The 18378-nt window shown below is 63.2% G+C and carries 11 protein-coding genes; 5 read left to right on the forward strand and 6 right to left on the reverse strand.

Translation table 11 applies throughout. The features are described from left to right. Window positions 1-512: 512 nt before the first annotated feature. Together L9B60_RS22310 and L9B60_RS22315 are read right to left on the reverse strand one after the other, a co-directional pair. A complete protein-coding gene (locus L9B60_RS22310) occupies window positions 513-1412 on the reverse strand; it encodes a hydroxymethylglutaryl-CoA lyase (protein ID WP_249673146.1) in 900 nt (299 codons plus the stop codon). Window positions 1413-1438: 26 nt separating this feature from the next. Continuing rightward, a complete protein-coding gene (locus tag L9B60_RS22315) occupies window positions 1439-1822 on the reverse strand; it encodes a MerR family transcriptional regulator (protein ID WP_249673147.1) in 384 nt (127 codons plus the stop codon). A 151-nt stretch (window positions 1823-1973) separates the two neighbouring features. Here L9B60_RS22315 and L9B60_RS22320 point away from each other — a divergent pair, with 151 nt between their 5' ends. Continuing rightward, on the forward strand, window positions 1974-6548 hold the full coding sequence (locus L9B60_RS22320) for a hypothetical protein (RefSeq protein WP_249673148.1): 4575 nt from the start codon (window positions 1974-1976) through the stop codon (window positions 6546-6548). A gap of 13 nt (window positions 6549-6561) precedes the next feature. On the opposite strand, the gene L9B60_RS22325 is transcribed toward L9B60_RS22320, so the two are convergent. Further along, window positions 6562-7488, reverse strand: a complete 927-nt coding sequence (locus tag L9B60_RS22325; protein ID WP_249673149.1) for a LysR family transcriptional regulator — start codon at window positions 7486-7488, stop codon at window positions 6562-6564. A gap of 157 nt (window positions 7489-7645) precedes the next feature. On the opposite strand from L9B60_RS22325, the gene L9B60_RS22330 reads away from it, so the two are divergent. Beyond that, window positions 7646-8875 (forward strand): acyl-CoA dehydrogenase, encoded by a 1230-nt coding sequence (locus L9B60_RS22330; RefSeq protein WP_249673150.1) that lies wholly within the window; start codon window positions 7646-7648, stop codon window positions 8873-8875. Here the strand turns inward: L9B60_RS22330 and L9B60_RS22335 are convergent. Both L9B60_RS22335 and xthA read right to left on the reverse strand, forming a co-directional pair. Then, the gene (locus L9B60_RS22335; protein WP_249673151.1) at window positions 8869-10185 is read right to left on the reverse strand and encodes a substrate-binding domain-containing protein; all 1317 of its coding nucleotides are present in this window, start codon (window positions 10183-10185) and stop codon (window positions 8869-8871) included. The genes L9B60_RS22330 and L9B60_RS22335 overlap by 7 nt on opposite strands. Before the next feature lie 203 nt (window positions 10186-10388). After that, window positions 10389-11201 carry an exodeoxyribonuclease III gene (xthA, locus tag L9B60_RS22340; protein ID WP_249673152.1) on the reverse strand — a complete coding sequence of 271 codons (813 nt, stop codon included), beginning with the start codon at window positions 11199-11201 and terminating at the stop codon, window positions 10389-10391. A 169-nt stretch (window positions 11202-11370) separates the two neighbouring features. On the opposite strand from xthA, the gene L9B60_RS22345 reads away from it, so the two are divergent. From L9B60_RS22345 to L9B60_RS22355, 3 genes are all read left to right on the forward strand, one after another. Next, a complete protein-coding gene (locus tag L9B60_RS22345; protein ID WP_249673153.1) occupies window positions 11371-12021 on the forward strand; it encodes a GNAT family N-acetyltransferase in 651 nt (216 codons plus the stop codon). 66 nt (window positions 12022-12087) lie between these two features. Continuing rightward, entirely contained in the window at window positions 12088-13824 is a 1737-nt protein-coding gene (locus L9B60_RS22350; protein WP_249673154.1) for an autotransporter assembly complex protein TamA, read from the forward strand. Between the two features lie 2 nt (window positions 13825-13826). Continuing rightward, complete coding sequence (locus L9B60_RS22355; protein WP_249679914.1) at window positions 13827-17507, forward strand: translocation/assembly module TamB domain-containing protein; 3681 nt, start codon at window positions 13827-13829, stop codon at window positions 17505-17507. Between the two features lie 31 nt (window positions 17508-17538). On the opposite strand, the gene L9B60_RS22360 is transcribed toward L9B60_RS22355, so the two are convergent. Beyond that, on the reverse strand, window positions 17539-18267 hold the full coding sequence (locus L9B60_RS22360; protein ID WP_249673155.1) for a DUF899 domain-containing protein: 729 nt from the start codon (window positions 18265-18267) through the stop codon (window positions 17539-17541). Window positions 18268-18378 lie beyond the last annotated feature (111 nt).

The following is an 18378-nucleotide window of genomic DNA, read 5'->3' on the forward strand; positions in this document are numbered from 1 at the left end:
TTGTATCGGTATGCTCTTTTTTTATTATTGAGGGGCGGCCTGTTGTTGTTTTTGGCAGCCGTGGCCCTTTACCGCTGTTTTGTGCGACCCCCATCCGGGGTCAAGAGCAAACGTATGTTTTTGAGCGCTGATCTGCTGTCGCCGTTGCCGGCCCACCGGTTCTGTCGCTGCCTCAGGGCAGTTTTGTTGTTCTGCAAACCGTTGCGGGGCGAACCCCTGAAAAGCACATCCTCTCCAAAAAAATCTATTCGCTACGCCTCTGTCGCGTTTGTTCTTGTTATGTCAGAGTCGTTTCATCTTGTTTTTATTGGGTACTGCGTGTTTTTTTATTTTTGTTGTACAAGAGATATAGCAGGTCCTGTGCCAACTTTTTAAAATCCTTTAAATTCAATGACTTGGGTTTTATGGTGAAGGGCGCTGTCAGCGTAACGGGTGTTTTTTGTTTCCCTGATACTCGCCGGCACCGGCTGCGGTAACACCTTTGCAACACACATCCTGTTACCGCCACCCCCTTAGCCGGCCAACCGCGCCCGTGCCACGCGCGAGCCGTTGGGCCGTTCCAGCACATCGCAGATCTGCTGGCCGGCGGCAATCAAGGTATCCAGGTCGATACCGGTGTGCAGGCCCAGGCCGTGCAGCATGTACACCACATCTTCGCTGGCGACGTTACCGCTGGCACCCTTGGCGTAGGGGCAGCCGCCCAGGCCTGCGACCGAACTGTCGAACGCGCTGATGCCTTCCAAAAGGCTTGCATAAATATTGGCCAGGGCCTGGCCGTAGGTGTCATGGAAGTGGCCGGCCAGGTGCTCGCGGGGAATGTGCGCGGCCACCGTGTCGAACAAGGTGCGGGTCGCTCCCGGGGTACCGGTGCCGATGGTGTCGCCCAGCGATACCTCGTAACAGCCCATGGCGTACAGTTCGCGCGCCACGCTAGCGACCTGTTGGGGGCGGATGTCACCTTCATAGGGGCAGCCCAGCACACAAGACACGTAGCCGCGCACACGGATGCCCTGCTGCCGGGCGGTGTCCAGCACCGGGCCGAAGCGTGCCAGGCTTTCGCTGATGGAGCAGTTGATGTTGCGCTGTGAAAACGCCTCGGACGCTGCGGCAAACACCGCGACCTCTTTCACCCCGGCTGCCATGGCCTGCTCCAGGCCGCGCAGGTTGGGGGTCAGCGCGGCGTAGGTAGCGCCAACCTTGCGCTTGATGCCGGCAAACACCTCGGCGGAGCCGGCCATTTGTGGCACCCACTTGGGTGAGACAAAACTGCCCACCTCAATGTAGCGCACGCCGGCGGCGCCCAATTGGTCGACCAGGCGGATCTTGTCGGCGACCGAAATCGCCCTGGCTTCGTTCTGTAGGCCGTCGCGGGGGCCCACTTCAATCAAGCGTACGTGGGTGGGAAGGGTCATGGCGCCACTCCTGTAGGGCGATTGGGTCAGGCTTGCGCGCGGGCCAGGGCCTGGGTGCAGCGCTCTTCGGCGGTGTCCAGTTCCAGTTTCATCTGCTCGATGTCCAGCAATTGCTGCTCCAGCATGGCGCGGCGCTCGGTGATTTTGCCCAGCATGTGGGTCAATTGTTTTTTGTTGTCGCCAGTGGGGTCGTACAGCTCGATCAACTCGCGGCACTCGGCCAGGGAAAAACCGATGCGCTTGCCCCGCAGGATCAGCTTCAAGGTGACCTTGTCGCGCGCTGTGTAGATGCGCTCCAGGCCCCTGCGCTCAGGCGTCAGCATGCCCTGTTCTTCGTAGAAGCGGATGGCGCGGGTGGTGATGTCCAGTTCGCGGGACAGGTCGGAGATGCTGTAGGTCTGGCGGGTCATGGGCAAGCTCTTGTTGGGGATTGCCTAACCTAAAGCTACCTTTACGTAAACGTCAAGTGGCGTTCTGTTGATTGCGCTACATAGTTGCGACCCTGGTCGGTGGCGCGCGGTATCCAATGGGCATTCTTCCCCCGGTTAATGGACGACCGTCATGTTTGAGAACCTTGCCCTGATCGACGCCCAGGCGCCCAGCGCCTTTTTACATTCTGATTTCGACCCGCCTGCCCGTCCGCAGATGTCGTTTGGCCACTTGAGCCAGGACCTCAGTACCGCCATGCGCGTGCAATTGATCGAAGACTCGCAGCAGGCCATTGAAGCGTTGATCCAGGAGGACACCTGGAGCGATGAGCAGGTGCCGATAATTGAAGTGCTAAAGACCGCCCGATTGGCACAGCAGCGGGCAGGCGAGGATGCACACCTGGCCGCCCGGGCGATGCTCGACCAGCCCCGCCCGTGGGCCGAGGCCGGCGCGGGGCAGGCGTGCTTCGACAGCCTGCTGCTGGCCCGCACCCAGGCGATAAGCAGCGAAGTGGCCCAACACGCCGGCCTGGGTTGGGTGAGCGAGGCTGAGAAGCTCAGGCTCGAGGCGTTGCTGGCGCAACCTGCGGGCCCTGCCGATAGCCATTGTGCGGCCCAAGTGGTGCTGACCGATGGAGAGCGTCGAGACGAGGTCAGCGGCGTGATTGTTATCGTGTCGCGCCAGGCAGTGACCACCCCCGGGCTGGACGCTGCCGTGCTGGTCTACTGGCCGGGGCTGCACGGCGGCCTCGCGCGCCTGGACAGCTTGCAGGCGCTGAGCCAGGTGTTAATGGCGAACCTGATCGGCCCACCCATGCAGGTGGTGTATGAGCCCATCGCAAGCCCGTTCATGGCCCACAGCTTGCAACGCCAGTGGGCCGCCTTGCAGCAGGCCGATATCCAGGCCGAGGGCTTTTATGAGACAGCGCTGCAAAGCCTGATGGTGGGCGTTCACCAAGCCCGTACACAGGCGTTGGAGCGAATTGCCGAGCAGCATCGCTCGGCGCTGCTCGCGGGCCGCTTGCCTGCCTGGATCAGTTCGCTGGCCCAAGCTGATCGCCAGGTATTCAAGGCGCAGGTGAGCGCCTACGGCTATGCCGTCAAGACCGCCGATGCGGTGCTTGAGCGTGAGCTGCAAGCGCGCGAAAGCTTTGTGCAGGCACGGCTGACCCTGTGGGTGCAGGAAGCCTGCGGGTTGCCGGATCACTACCAGGTCAACCTGACACTGCCGGCCTGGACCCAATGGCAGCGGCACCTGGAGGGGGCGCCCGGCGCGTCCAACAGCAAGAAAAACGTATTGGTGCCCAGCGCCGAGCGGGTCACGTTGAGCTTGAGTGCGCTGGCGTTGCAGGGGATCGACACGCCCATGCAAGAACGCCTGAGGTTTCTGGAGGCCGTGACCTGTGAACCCTATGATGGCCAATGGTCGGCGGTCCTGAGCCGCGAGTTGACGGCCGAGGTGCTTGAAACGCTGGTCAGCGAGCTGAATGTGGCCCAAGCCTACAGCGAACACCTGATCGAGGTGTTCAAGGGGCGCGCGGGTGAGTCTGAACTCGCCGCCAGCCTGCGTCATGAACAGTTGATGGCGCCCCATGGGCGCTTGCTGAACCTGCAAGGGTTCCTCGCACGGCACAGGCATCGCCTGGAGGCGCCCTACCTCGCGCTGTTTCACGCCGGGGTGCAAGGCTTGTCGACGGTGCAACTGTTGCGCGTCGAGTTGAAGCCGGGCAAGTCGTCGCTTGGCCACAGTGAAAGCGTCGACCTGTCTGGCCTGGTCTTTATCAAGGATGTGGCGTCGGACTTGACCGTGCTGTATATGCCCGAGGTGCCCAATGGCCGTTTCCTACGCGGCTTTCCCACCCTAGAGCTTGCGCGCCAAAGTTTGCTGGAGGCCTTGGGCGAGGCAGGCATGGCCGAGTACCTGGCCAGCCGCCCGGTGGACGACCGTCAAGCGGAGCACGAGGCCTACATCAAGCAGGCGTGGGGCAAGCACGCCGACGGCTTCATCGGCGTGGGCGGCGCTGTCACGTTAACGTCCAAGTTGGCCCATCACCAACTTAACGAGCACCTGAACCGCTTGATCGCCCAGCACCGCGCGACCTCGCGCACTCAGGACGATTTGTTTTTCGCTGCCACCGAACAGGCCGCGCAAAACGTTTTCGACTACATCCAGATGGCCATCGGGGTACTCCCGGTGCTTGGCGTCATGATCGGCCTGCACGCCGCCTGGGACGCAGCCAATTCGGCGGTACAGGCCTTTGCGCAAGGCAAGCCGGGGCAAGGGCTTGACCAGTTGGAGTCGGTGCTGCTCTCGTTGATCGATGCCGCCATGGACGTGTTGCCTGGGGCCGGTATCGGTGTGCCGGCAACGTCTGCGGCCAGGGCGCGGGCGGCGACGCGCTTGCGTGTGTCGCAGGTGTCGCAGCCCTCCGTTCGCCGCCCGCTGGCGGCCATCCACCGCCCGGATGGGTTTGCCGGTTACGCCAGCGGCCAGGACCTTTACGGGCACTTGCCCGGTATCGATGGCCGCCACGTGCAGGTTTATACGTTGCCCGAAGGCTATTTCCTGCAACGCCAGGGCAAGGCCTACCAGATCGAATGGGACTCGGCCTACGGCACTTGGCGCCTGGCCGGTACGGCCGCCAAGACCTATCGGCAGCCTGTTGCATTGACCCGCGACGGCCACTGGGATACCCATGGCAATGTGCACGGCACACTGGTAGCGGGTGGCTTGGCGGGGGGCGGGCCGGTGGTCAGTACCGTGGTGGGCGCGGTGGACCTGAGCGTGAATTTCATGCCGGCGGTGTTGCGCCGCTATCTGGCGGACTGGTGGTTGGATGCTGCGGCGCGGCAACGGCGCCTGGCGTTGGGCCGCGTAGAGCGCCAGATAAAGACGGTGGATGCGCTGGCCCTGCACACCCAGGCGCTCTTCGAGCAAGCCAGCGGTACGCAACCCGCTACCCAGGCACAACAGCGCGCAATCCACAAAAGCGCCCAGCAGGAAATAGACGCCAGCATCCGCTTGCTGGCGGACATCGATGATGCGCTGATACTGGAGCCCAACCTGCCCGCGGGGTTTATGCGCAACCAGCGGCGCTTCATTATCTGCCATCGCTTGATCGTGCTGATCCTGGAGGGCGCCGAGCGTGCCAGGCGCTTGAAAGTTGCCCACAATACCCTGGCCGATGCTGTCCACGCACTTGTCGAGCAGGTCGTGATGGAAAAGATCAGCGCGTCGACGTTTTTTGACTTGTACGTGCCTTTGATTCGCCAACGCCTGGACCTGGGGGCGCAGTTGCTCAAGGTCAATGACGAATTGATGGACTGGGATCAGCAATACACCCTGTGGCATGGGCGCATCGAAAGAAAGCGCAAAGGCAATGCCGCCCGGCCTCGCGATCAGGCCCTTAGCCGGGCGCCCGAAGACCCGGCACTGGCCGCCGACGACTTCAAGGGCCGGCTGGCCAAGATGACCGAAAACCTTTTGTTCAAGCGAACCCGGGGTGAAAAGAACCGCGTGGGCTTCCTGATGGACCTGATGCTCAAGCGAGAGCTGGGTGACGCCAATTTCTACTACGTGCAGAACGCCTACGTGCCGTTGTTTGAAAATGTCATGCGGGCCCATGCAACGCACCTGGCGATGACCGGCCAAGTGATCGCGCCGCGTACGCGCGCCGCCATGCTGGCGCAGATGGAGCACCACTATGTGACGTTCCGGTGGCAGTGCGAGGAGTGGCAACTGGCCTATCCGCAGCTTTTCGAGCCAGCGTACACCGGCCGTCTGTTCAAGATACTCGATCGTCTGATTGCCGATCTTCGCGGGCAATCTGCCGTGCGCGATTGGAACGTGGCGGCACCGGTGTCGCCGGCCAGTGGCAAGAAACGAGTGTTCGAGGTCCAGAATGAGTTTTTGCTGGGCGACCCCAGCCGGGACAGCCAGGGCCGCAAGATCATGACTGTGGACATCAATGACACCCGTCAGGAAGTTTTCATTGAAAGCCCAGAAGGGCGCTGGGAGCCGCAACAACCGCAGGCGGCCGCAAGCCAGCAGATGGTTCGCAGTGGCAAGTCGCTGGCAAAGGAGGCGCGCCTGGAACTCACTCGGTCCGAAGAGCTGCCAGTGCGAGCCATGGGCTATTTCAGCCAGGGCATGACCCCTAAAAACCTTGAGGATGTACTCGGCTTGGCAGCCACCAGCTTGCGCAAGCGGGCGCGTGACCTGGAGGCCGTTGCCACCCAGGCGCAACCCTATGCCGAATTGACCTTGCAATTGCGCCAACGGGCCGCTGAACTGCAGATCGAAGGCCAACGCCTGCGCATCGAACAAACCCTCAAGACGGCCGAACCTAATGTCGGGCAGTTGAGCTATCTGCTTGATAAAGGCCGGGTCAGCGTCCTGCGTAACGGTGAACCCAGGGCATTGCACGATGCCCGTGGCCGCGTGGTGGACTATCTACAGGAATACGAAGTACGCCAGGTCGACACGCAATCACCGTTATGGTTTGCGCATTTTCATTACAGCCAGCCCAACCCGAAGTTTGGTGGCTGGAAAGCGGCCCATCTGAAGACCGCGGCGCAACGCAACAAGGGCCTGCAATGGCAGGTGTCGCAAGAACAGGCCGGCCAGGTTCATGAGCGCATTTGGCGCGCAGGGATCGACCCACAGACCGCCGATGCGCTGTTCCGACCATTGTTCGAGGTGCAGTAGGCCCCGCTGCCGATCAGGCCTGTGCGCGGGCCTGGTCGGCGCGTGTCACCTGCTGGCACAGCTCGATGATCTGTTCGCGCATCCAGCGGTTGGCCGGGTCCTGGTCGGTGCTCTCGTGCCAGTACAGGTGGGTTTCCACGGGCGGCAGGTCACCCACCGGCAGGCGCACGAAGTTCAAGTCATGCCGGCGTGCGAAACGCTCCGGCACGGTCATCACCATGTCGGTTTGCTGCAGCACCTGGGAGGCCATCAGGTAATGCTGCGAGCGCAGGGCAATTTTGCGCTGCAGGCCCATCTTGCCCAGGGCCAGGTCCACGTAGCCTAGGCCGTTGCGGCGGCTGGAAATGTGGATGTGGGTCAGGGCCAGGTAATCGTCCAGGGTGATCTTGTCTTTGTTCATGGGGTGGCCCTTGCGCAGGGCGCACACGTAGTGGTCCTCCATCAACTTGACGTGGCGCACCTGTGGGTCGGTGTTCAGCGGCGCGTCCACGGCGAAATCCAGGCGGCCGGCGGCCAGTTCCTTGGTGGTTTCGCGGCGCTTGCACAAGAAGCTCTCGATCACCACGGCCGGTGCCAGGCGGCGCAGGCGCTGGAACAACGGCGGCAAAATGATCGCCTCGGTGAGGTCAGTCATGCTGATGCGGAAGGTCTTGTTGGCTTGCAGCGGCGTGAAGATCCGGCTTTCCTGCACCGACACCCGCAGCAGCGACAAGGCGTTGCGCACCGGCCCGATGATGTTCTGCGCCATGGGCGTGGGCACCATGCCTTGGGCGGTGCGCACGAACAGCGGATCGTTGAAGGTTTCGCGCAGCCGCGCCAGGGCGTTGGACACCGCCGGCTGGGTGATGCCGACGATCTGGCCGGCACGGGTCAGGTTGGCTTCGGTGTAGATGGCGTCGAAAACGATGAACAGGTTCAGGTCGACTTTGCTCAGATTCATGTGGCAGCGCTCTTGTTGTGGTTGTGCCGGTGCGTCACTGGATCATATATCGGTTATGAATGTTTATACACGCCGAGAATAGGCTAGGTAAATCTTGGTGGCTGTTCTAGCATCGATTTCATGCCCACGACAAGCTGATTGCATAAGGTAGACGCCCATGGATTTCGCTTACTCCCCCAAGGTCCAGGAATTGCGCGAACGTGTCACCGCGTTCATGGACACTTACGTATACCCCGCCGAATCGGTGTTCGAGCGCCAAGTGGCCGAGGGTGACCGTTGGCAGCCCACGGCCATCATGGAAGAGCTCAAGGCAAAAGCGCGCGCCGAGGGCCTGTGGAACCTGTTTTTGCCGGAATCGGAACTGGGTGCCGGCCTGACTAACATGGAGTACGCCCCGCTGGCTGAAATCATGGGCCGCTCGTTGCTGGGCTCCGAGCCGTTCAACTGCTCGGCCCCCGACACCGGCAACATGGAAGTGCTGGTGCGTTATGGCACCGAAGAGCACAAGCGCCTGTACCTGGAGCCGCTGCTGCGTGGCGAGATCCGTTCGGCCTTTGCCATGACCGAGCCGGACGTGGCGTCATCCGATGCCACCAACATGGCCGCCCGCGCAGTGCGTGATGGCGATGAATGGGTGATCAACGGCCGCAAGTGGTGGACGTCGGGCGCCTGCGACCCACGCTGCAAGATCATGGTGTTCATGGGCCTGAGCAACCCGGAGGGCCCGCGCCACCAGCAGCACTCGATGATTTTGGTGCCTACCGACACGCCCGGGGTGAAGATCGTGCGCCCGCTGACGGTGTTCGGTTATGACGATGCGCCCCACGGCCACGCCGAAGTGCTGTTCGACAACGTGCGCGTGCCCTACGAAAACGTGCTGCTGGGTGAGGGCCGCGGTTTCGAGATTGCCCAGGGTCGCCTTGGCCCAGGTCGCATCCACCACTGCATGCGTTCGATCGGCATGGCCGAGCGGGCGTTGGAATTGATGTGCCGCCGTTCGGTGGACCGCGTCGCCTTTGGCCGGCCTTTGGCGCGCCTGGGGGGCAACGTCGACAAGATCGCCGACTCGCGCATGGAAATCGACATGGCACGCCTGCTGACCCTCAAGGCCGCCTACATGATGGACACCGCCGGCAACAAGGTGGCCAAGAGCGAGATCGCGCAGATCAAAGTGGTCGCACCCAACGTCGCCCTGCGGGTGATCGACCGTGCCATCCAGATGCACGGCGGGGCAGGGGTCAGCAATGACTTCCCGCTGGCCTACATGTATGCGATGCAGCGCACCCTGCGCCTGGCCGACGGCCCGGACGAAGTGCACCGCGCCGCCATCGGCAAGCACGAAATCGGCAAGTACGTGCCCAAGGAGTTGCTGCGCAGCGGTCAGTAAATCCAGACCTCGACCCGGCGATTCTTGACCCGGCCTTCGTCCAGGTCATTAGTCGCCACCGGCATCTCGGCGCCCATGCCGAGAATGTCGCGAAACACCACGCCATTTTTCACCAACTCCCGACGCACCGCCATGGCCCGCAGCTTGGACAGCAGCAGGGCTCGGGCGGCGTCGTCCTTGGTGTCGCCAAAGCCCACCAGGGTGACTTGGCGGTCCAGCTTGCCGTGGGCCTTTACATAATCCAACACCCGTTGCAGGTCGGCTTGGGCTTTGTTGTCCAGCGTCGCGCTGCCTTCGGCAAAGCGGAAATTCACCGACAGGCGCTGCGCGCTGCGGGCTAACTCACGGTAGTCGGCGGGCATTTTTTCGGTGGCCTGCACCTCGATGGCCTGCACGGTCTGGGCGACAAAGCCGAAGCCGGCGACGATGGCCTGGCCTTTCGCGCTTTGGGTGAAATCCACCAGCGCCTGGGCCCAACGGTTAGGGCGTTCGGGCGGTCGGTAAAAATACAGACGGCGCGACAACGGGTAGTCTTCGGTCGCAATCAGGCTGATGGTCGGCGCCATTGCCCGGGCCTCCCCGTCGCCGATGGCCAGGGCCTTGGCCTGGCGCACGTAGGGCAGGCCGATAAAGCCAATGGCCTGCGGGTCGCGGCTGACTTCATCAGACAACTGCTCGCTGGATTCCAGGCGATTGGCCTGGGCGGTGAGGTTCAGGTGGCGCGGGCCGAGCACCAGCTCCTTGAAGGTTTCCCAGGTGCCGGACTGCTCGTCTCGGGCATACACATGGATGGGGCCGCGCCCGGCGCCCAGGCTTTGCCAGTCGTTGATTTGCCCGCTGAATACCTGCGCCAACTGATCGGTGCTCAGTTGCTTGAGCGGGTTACCCGGCGGCACGATCACCGCCACGCCATCGATGGCAATCACCTGTTCGGCCTCGGGGCTTTTCAAGTCGCCCAGGCCTTCCAGGGTGACCAGTTCGCTGTCCTTGATGGGGCGCGAGGCCGCGGCCAAGTCGGCTTCGCCCTTGTCCAGCGCAGCAAAGCCAGTGCTGGAGCCATGGGCGTCCACTTCCACTTGCAACCACTGGCCGTCGGGCGATTGGCCCAGCACCTGTTGTTCGTTGGGGTGCTCGCCGGGCTGAATCTTCACATCTTTCAGGCCTTGGTCTTCGAGCATGGCCTTGACCAACGCCGGGCCCAGTTCCGCACCAATGGTGTTGGAACCCTGTATGCGCAGAATGGGCGTGGCCGGGTTAGCCCACGCAAGGCTAGGCAGACACAGGGCAAGCAGAAAAACACGAAGGCGCATAGGCCGGGCACCAGAGGGCGGGTAGGGTGCCGAAAGATTAAGACAGGTAGATGACCGATGCGTGACAGCGCAACCCCTGTAGGAGCGGATTGATCCGCGAAAAGAGCACCGCGTTGAATTAGGCATACCACGGTGCGGCCTTCGCGGATCAATGCGCCCCTACAGGTAATCGCGCACCCTGTAGCGAAAAGCTCAGCGCTTTATCAGCTCAATTGCAACCAGATCGGCGCATGGTCGGAGGGCTTTTCCATCGCTCGCAAATCGTAGTCCACGCCTGCGTCCACCACCCGTGGCAACAGCCCTTGCGAAGCCATGATCACATCGATGCGCAGCCCGCGCTTGGGCTCGTCCTCGAAACCGCGGCTGCGGTAGTCGAACCAGCTGAAGCGATCGGCCACGGTGGGGTTCAGGTGGCGGAAGCTGTCCACCAGGCCCCAGTTTTTCAGGCGGGCCATCCACTCGCGTTCTTCGGGCAGAAAGCTGCACTTGCCGGTTTTCAGCCAGCGCTTGGCGTTGTCCGGGCCGATGCCGATGTCGCAGTCTTCGGGCGAGATGTTCACGTCGCCCATCACGATCACTGGCTGGTCGCTCTTGAACTCGCTTTCCAGCAGCAGTTGCAGGTCATTGTAGAAACGCTGCTTGGCCGGGAACTTGGTGGGGTGGTCGCGGCTTTCGCCTTGAGGGAAATAGCCATTCATGATGGTGACCGGCTGGCCATTGGCGTCGGCGTAGGTGCCCCAGATAAAGCGGCGCTGGGCGTCCTCTTCATCGGTATGAAAGCCCTTGTTCAGGGCCAGCGGCGCCTGGCGCGAAAGCAGGGCCACGCCGTAGTGGCCCTTCTGCCCGTGAAAGTGCACGTGGTAACCCAGGGCTTCGACCTCGGCCCTTGGGAACATGTCGTCGCTGACCTTGGTTTCCTGCAGGCCGATCACGTCGGGCTGGTGTTTGTCGATCAGCGCCGCCAGCTGATGGGGCCGGGCGCGAAGGCCGTTGATGTTGAAAGACACGATTTTCATGGCGGCACAGGTCCTGGCGAAAAAGGGTGATGCTAACGGACCCAGGCGCCGGGGGCCAGCATGGCGAGTCTGCCGCCTGGCTGCTAACGTGCATCAATAAGAAGGGAACCTAAGGTGTGAACCGGCCCTCCATGACAAAACACCTGCTTTAACTTCAAGGACTTTGTTCATGCCTGAAACCCATCGCGACGACGCCAAGGTGGTCATGCTCGACGCAGGCTACGCCAGTGAGGCGCGCTCGTTGCTCTACCACGCCTACCGCCATGAACCGACCTTCGCCCACCTGTTCGAGGCGCAACGCGCCGGTTACGAACAGCGGGTACGCGCCACGGTACGCGAACTGATGAAGCAGCACTTCATCCAGGACCTGCCCGGCATTGGCCTGTTGGTCGACGACCGCCTGGTGGGCATGGCGCTGATCGCGCCGCCGCAACGGCGCCTGGGGGTCACCGAAAGCTGGACCTGGCGGCTGCGCATGGTGATGAGCGCGGGCTTCAAGTGCACGCGGCGTTACCTGGACTATCACGAGGCCGTCCTGGCCTGCGTGCCGGGGGATGCCGTGCACATGCTGCCGTTGATCGGTATTCACCCACAGTTTCAGGGGCATCACTATGGTGAACAACTGCTCACCGCCGTGCACAACTGGTGCGCCCAGGACAGCGGCTCCGAAGGGGTGGTGCTGGACACCGGCAACCCGCACTATCTGGAATTCTATAAACGCCAGGGTTATGTAGAAATTGGAGAAGTGGCTGTAGGACCTGTAGTCGAACATGTGTTCTTTCATCCTAATCCACACGTTTTGATACAAGCCAGCGCCTGAAATCCGAACTTTCCTGTCGCCTGTAGGCTCTATAACGCCCTTTCGCTCGTGATAGCATCCGCGCCTATGAAGTTTTCAGGACGATTTACCTGCGGGTTGATGCTGCTGTTCACGCCATTCGCCGCCTTTGCGGCGGATGACTTGCAAGTGCAGATCACGCCCGCCAATACGGAACTCAAGGCGAACGTCGAGGGTTATATCGGCAGCCTCGGTGATCGGGACGAAGAGGCGTTGTTGCGTTTCAGTCGTGGTGCCGAGGAGCAGGCGCGCAAGGCCGCCCAGGCCCTGGGGTACTACCAGGCGCACATCAGCAGTGATGTGCAGGCGGCCAAGAACGGCAAGCCGCCCAGGTTGGTGCTGCGCCTCGAGACAGGGGAGCCGGTGCACTTGCGCAACGTGCTGATCCGAGTCGATGGCCCGGCGGCCCAGTTCAAGCGCTTTCGCGTGCCCGACAGCCCGGCCCTGCGCGAAGGTGCCGTCCTCAACCACGGCCATTATGAAGACGCGAAAAAACTGATCCAGAACCAGGCTTCGCGTTTCGGCTATTTCAGTGGCCACTTCACCCGGCAAAAACTGGCTATCGACCCCCAGGCCGGCGTGGCCGACATCGAGCTGGTGTACGACAGCGGCCCGCGCTACACCCTGGGCCAAGTGCACTTCAAGGGCGATACCCCGTTCGATGAAGACCTGCTGCAACGCATGGTGCCGTTCAAGGGCAACACACCGTACGATTCCGAACTGATCGCCGAACTGAACCAGGCGCTGCAATCGAGCGGCTATTTCGAAGGCGTTCGCGTGGATGCCGCGCCCACCGCGGCCGTGGACAAGGTGATCCCGGTGGACGTCCAACTGCAAACCCGCAAGCCGCGCACTATGGGGCTGGGCCTGGGCTACTCGACCGACGTGGGGCCGCGCGGCAAGGCCAACTGGACGCGCCATTGGGTCAACGCCCATGGCGACAGCTACGGCGCCGAGATGGAACTGTCGGCGCCCCGCCAGAACGTCGGCCTGTGGTACGACATACCGCTGGACCCGCCCCTCACCGACAAGCTGCGCTGGGCCGGCGGTTACCAATACGAAGAGATCGCCGACACCGACAGCCTCAGCAAGCTTTTGACCATCGGTCCCGAGTGGCACAGCAAGCTGCCCAGCGGCTGGACCCGCATCATCTCGCTCAAGTGGCAACGCGAAGAATACCGCCTGGGCGATGACAGCGGCCTGAGCACGCTGTTGATGCCGGGTATCAGCTACTCGTACCTCAAGAGCGACAACAAGGTTGACCCGCACAACGGCTACCGCCTGCAATTTGACACTGAAGTCGCCAAGGAGGGCCTGATGTCCGACACCAACCTGATCCACGCCAACATGCTGGTCAAGGGCCTGACCACCGTGGCCAACAACCACCGTTTCCTGGCACGGCTGGCCGTGGGTGGCAGTGCCACCAATGGCTACAAGTCGATCCCGCCGTCGCTGCGCTTTTTTGCCGGCGGTGACCAAAGCGTGCGCGGTTACGACTACCAGACCCTGTCGCCGGAGAACTCCGATGGCGACCGCATCGGCGGCCGCTACATGATCGCCGGCAGCCTGGAGTACCAGTATTCGATCGCCGAAAAATGGCGCATCGCAACTTTTGTCGACCAGGGCAACTCGTTCAACAACCTTGAGCTGCCAAGCCTGAAAACCGGGGTGGGCATCGGTATCCGCTGGGTCTCGCCAGTGGGGCCGTTGCGCCTGGACCTGGCCCATGCGCTGGATGACGACGGCGGCATTCGCCTGCACTTTTCCATGGGGCCCGAGTTGTGAGCGTGCGCTTTGAACGTGGCGTGAAATTCGCCTTGCTGGGGCTGCTGGCCCTGGTGGTGTTGGTGGTCGTGGGCATCGGTTGCGTGTTGGGTACCCCGGCGGGCAGCCGCTGGGCACTGGCCCAGGTGCCGGGCCTGCAGGTGGATAACTTCCAGGGCCGCCTGGCCGGGCACTGGAGCGCCGACCATGTGCTGTGGCAGCAGGACGACCTGCGCCTGGAGCTGCAAACCCCGGCCTTTGACTGGTCGCCGGGTTGCCTGTTGAAGATGACCCTGTGCATCGACCGCCTGGAAGTGGAGCAGATCCGCCTGCAGTTGCCGCCGTCCCAGGAGGCCTCCAACAGTGGCCCCATCAGCCTGCCGGATTTGAAACTGCCGGTGGCCATCCGCCTGGGGTCGGTATACGTCGGCAGTTTGCAGATCGACGGCACCGAGCAACTGCGCAGCCTCAACCTGGCCGCGCAATGGACGGCCCAAGGCATGCACATCGAGTCGTTGCACCTGCAACGCGAAGACCTGGCCCTGGACCTGAGCGGCACCCTGCAACCGGGGGGGCAATGGCCGCTGGCCGCGACCGCCCAGGTCAAGCTGCCCGCAGTGGGCGGCAAGGAATGGGCGCTGGCCTTGAAGGTGGACGGCGATCTGCTCAAGACCCTCAAGCTGGACGGCCAGAGCAGCGGTTACCTGGACGGCCACCTGAGCGGCGAACTGCAACCTTTGGCCGACAACCTGCCGGCCCAAGTGCGCATCACTTCAGACAACTTCCAGCCCGACGCCAGCCTGCCGGACACCCTGCAGCTCAACCAGTTGCTGTTGACCGGGCAGGGCGACCTCAAGGCCGGCTATGTGCTGGCGGGGCAGGCCACCCTGCCGGCCGAGCAGGGGCCGATGAACCTGGCGCTCAAAGGCCGGGTCGACGCCAAGGGCGCGCTGATCGAGGCGCTGGACATCACCGCCAGCGACAGCCAAAGCGTCAAGCTGACCGGCAGCCTGGACTGGCAGCAAGGTGTTAGCGCCGACGCGAAACTGGCCTGGCTCGACTTCCCCTGGCACCGCCTGTACCCGGTGGTGCCGGAGCCAGAGTTCGCGGCACGGCAGTTCAATGCCGAAGTGTCTTACAAAGACGGCAAATACATCGGCAACTTCAACGGCGCCCTGGACGGCCCCGCCGGTGCTTTCACGCTGGGCAGCCCGTTCAGCGGCGACCTGGCCCAAGCGTTCTTGCCCCAACTGGAACTCAAGGCCGGGCAGGGCACTGCCAGCGGCCACTTGAACCTGAAGTTTGCCGACGGGATTGCCTGGGACACCGCCCTGGACCTGAGCAACCTCAATCCGGCGTTCTGGTTGGCCGAGTTGCCCGGCAACCTGGCCGGCCCCCTGCGCAGCAAAGGTGAGTTCAAAAACGAGCAATTGAGCGTGGACGCCGACCTCGACATCAAGGGCCGGTTGCGCGGCCAGCCTGCGGTGCTCAAGGCCCAGGCGCAAGGCGCGGGCGAGCGCTGGACCCTCGGCACCCTGGACATCCACTTGGGCGACAACCGCATCAACGGCAGTGGCAGCCTGCAACAGCGCCTGGCCGGGCAAGTCGACATCAACCTGGCCCGCCTGGGCCAGCTGTGGCCCGGGCTGCAGGGGCAGGTCAAGGGCCGCCTGGACGTCGCCGGTAGCCTGAAGGCGCCGCAAGGTCAGCTCACGCTCAACGGCCAGCAACTGGCCATGGATGACAATCGCCTGCAGGCCCTTAAATTGGACGCCAGCCTGGACAGCGCCCAGCGCGGCAAGCTGGACTTGACCGGCAGTGGCATCCGCGCAGGCGACACGCAATTGGGCACGCTTGCGCTCAAGGGCCTGGGCGATATCAAGCGCCAGCAGTTGGACCTGAGCCTGAACGGGCCACAGCTGAAACTGGCGTTGGGCCTGGACGGCAACCTGGACAAGGGCAACTGGCGCGGCCGCCTGAACAGCGGCCAGGTGCAGGCCGGTGGCCAGGACTGGAAGCTGGGTGCACCGGCCAAGCTTGAGCGCCTGGCCGACGGGCGCATCAACTTTGCTGCCCACTGTTGGCAGTCTGGCCAGGCCAGCCTGTGCGGCGAGGATCAGCGCTTGGCCCCCGAGCCGCGTCTGCGCTGGCACCTCAAGCAGTTCCCGTTGGACAGCCTGGCGCAATGGCTGCCCAAGGATTTCGCCTGGCAGGGCAAGCTCAACGCCGACCTGCAACTGGATCTGCCCAAATCCGGGCCCAAGGGCGTGGTGCTGGTGGACGCCGGCAATGGCACCCTGCGCCTGCGCGAGAAGGGCCAGTGGGTGGACTTCAACTACGACACCCTGCGCCTGAGCAGCAACCTTGCGCCCAGCCGGGTCGACACCACGCTGGATTTCCATGGCGCCAAGCTGGGCACCTTGAAGGTCAACACGCGGATCAACCCGCTGGCACGCAACAAGCCGCTGTCCGGTGATTTCCAGCTGTCGGGCCTGGACCTGGCCGTGGCCCGACCCTTCGTGCCCATGGTGGAAAAAATCGAAGGCCGGCTCAACGGCAACGGCAGCCTGTCGGGCACCCTGCTGGCGCCACAAGTCAACGGTAAGGTGACCCTGAGCGACGGCCTGGTCGCCGGCGCCGAATTGCCCACCACCGTGCATGACCTGAACCTGCAAGCCCTGATCGCCGGGGAAAGCGTGCAATTGAGCGGCGGCTGGAAAAGCGGCGACGCAGGTGTAGGTTCGGTGGGTGGGCACATCGCCTGGGGCCAGGCACTGGCCGTGGACGTGAAGGTCTCCGGCACGCGCCTGCCGGTCAGCGTCGAGCCCTACGCGGCCCTGGAGGTTGCGCCCGACCTGACCATCAAGATGGACGGCGAGCGCCTGGCCATCGCCGGCAAGGTGCTGGTGCCCAAGGGCGCGATCACCGTGCGCGAGCTGCCGCCCTCAACGGTCAAGCTGTCGGACGACGCGGTGATCGTCGGCCACCAGACCCAAGAGGGCAACGCGCCGTTGGCGATGGCCATGGACATCAACGTCGAAGTGGGCCAGGACAAGCTCAGCTTCACCGGCTTCGGCCTGACCGCCAACCTGGCCGGCCACGTGCACATCGGCGACAACCTGGACACCCGCGGCGAGTTGAACCTTAACGACGGCCGCTACCGCGCCTACGGCCAGCGCCTGACCATTCGCCGGGCACGCCTGTTGTTCGCCGGCCCCATCGACCAGCCTTACCTGGACATCGAAGCCATCCGCCAGACCGACGACGTGATCGCCGGCATTCGCCTGAGCGGCAGCGCCGAGCAGCCGACCACGGTGGTGTTCTCGGAACCGGCCATGAGCCAGGAGCAGGCCCTGTCCTACCTGGTGCTGGGCCGCCCGCTGAGCACCACCGGGGAAGACAACAACATGCTCGCCCAGGCGGCCTTGGGCCTGGGCCTGGCCGGCAGTTCAGGGATCACCGACAGCATGGCCAAAGACCTGGGCATCCAGGACTTCCAGTTGGACACCTCCGGCAGTGGCGACAGCACCAGTGTGGTCGCCAGCGGCAACTTGTCGGAGCGCTTGAGCCTGCGCTACGGGGTGGGGGTGTTCGAGCCGGCCAACACCATCGCGCTGCGCTACAAACTGAGCAAAAAGGTCTACCTGGAGGCGGCCGGGGGCGTGGCCAGTTCCCTGGATATCTTCTACAAGCGCGACTTCTGATGCCCCAGGCGCTGCCCAGGCAGCGCCTGCCTCAGTGGTGGCAACAGCCTCCCGTGGCTGCGCCTTCGTACTGATCGTGCAGCTTGACCCAGTCCATGATCTGCTCTTCGTTGCGCCCCTTGGGCGTCAGGTCCAGGTAGTTGTAGGTGCCCACCAGGATATCCAGGCCACGCGCATAGGCCGAATAGGTATGGAATATCTCGCCTGCCGGGTTCTTGTAGAACACGCTCAGGCCGGGCATCTCGCCTTGGGCTGCCATCGGCTCGTAGTTGTAGGTCATGCTGCCTGAGGCCTTTTGCGCCTCGCTGGCAGCCACCTCGAAATCCTCGTCAAAGTCGCTGCGCCACGACGACACCCAGTCAAACTGCCAACCCATGCGCTGCTTGAACGCCAGCAGTTGCGCCAGCGGGGCATGGGACACGGCCACCAGCGCCACGTCGTGGTGGGCCAGGTGCTGGTTGGCGCCGTCCAGGTGGTCGGACAGGAACGAGCAGCCCGTGCAGCCCTGGTCCCAGTCCGGGGAATACATGAAGTGGTAGACCACCAACTGGCTGCGCTCGCCGAACAGATCGGCCAGGTTCAGCGAGCCTTCGGGGCCCTGGAAGTGATAGGCCTTGTCCACTTTCACCCACGGTAGCGCGCGGCGCTGGGCGCTCAAGCGGTCGCGCTCGCGGGTAAAGGCTTTTTCTTCTTCCAGGTGCTGTTTGCGTGCCGCCAACCATTGATCGCGCGACACGATTGCGTGTTGATCGATGTTCATGAGGAGTACCGCCTTGTTTTTGTCCACCTCTTTTATAAACCCCCACGCGTCGTGCCAGCGTGCGCGCCGACGAGCAGCAGGGAGGCGGTGGCCGCAGGCATCTCGCGCATG

Origin of the sequence: Pseudomonas abieticivorans, from assembly GCF_023509015.1 — a bacterium.
In the GTDB taxonomy this organism is placed as follows: domain Bacteria; phylum Pseudomonadota; class Gammaproteobacteria; order Pseudomonadales; family Pseudomonadaceae; genus Aquipseudomonas; species Aquipseudomonas abieticivorans.

Bases quoted from the DNA above. Each gene is read 5' to 3' on its own strand.
- L9B60_RS22345 (WP_249673153.1), top strand. From the start codon at position 11,371: ATGCCTGAAACCCATCGCGACGACGCCAAGGTGGTCATGCTCGACGCA.
- L9B60_RS22360 (WP_249673155.1), bottom strand. From the start codon at position 18,267: ATGAACATCGATCAACACGCAATCGTGTCGCGCGATCAATGGTTGGCG.
- L9B60_RS22335 (WP_249673151.1), bottom strand. From the start codon at position 10,185: ATGCGCCTTCGTGTTTTTCTGCTTGCCCTGTGTCTGCCTAGCCTTGCG.
- L9B60_RS22350 (WP_249673154.1), top strand. From the start codon at position 12,088: ATGAAGTTTTCAGGACGATTTACCTGCGGGTTGATGCTGCTGTTCACG.
- L9B60_RS22325 (WP_249673149.1), bottom strand. From the start codon at position 7,488: ATGAATCTGAGCAAAGTCGACCTGAACCTGTTCATCGTTTTCGACGCC.
- L9B60_RS22330 (WP_249673150.1), top strand. From the start codon at position 7,646: ATGGATTTCGCTTACTCCCCCAAGGTCCAGGAATTGCGCGAACGTGTC.
- L9B60_RS22320 (WP_249673148.1), top strand. From the start codon at position 1,974: ATGTTTGAGAACCTTGCCCTGATCGACGCCCAGGCGCCCAGCGCCTTT.
- L9B60_RS22310 (WP_249673146.1), bottom strand. From the start codon at position 1,412: ATGACCCTTCCCACCCACGTACGCTTGATTGAAGTGGGCCCCCGCGAC.
- xthA (WP_249673152.1), bottom strand. From the start codon at position 11,201: ATGAAAATCGTGTCTTTCAACATCAACGGCCTTCGCGCCCGGCCCCAT.
- L9B60_RS22315 (WP_249673147.1), bottom strand. From the start codon at position 1,822: ATGACCCGCCAGACCTACAGCATCTCCGACCTGTCCCGCGAACTGGAC.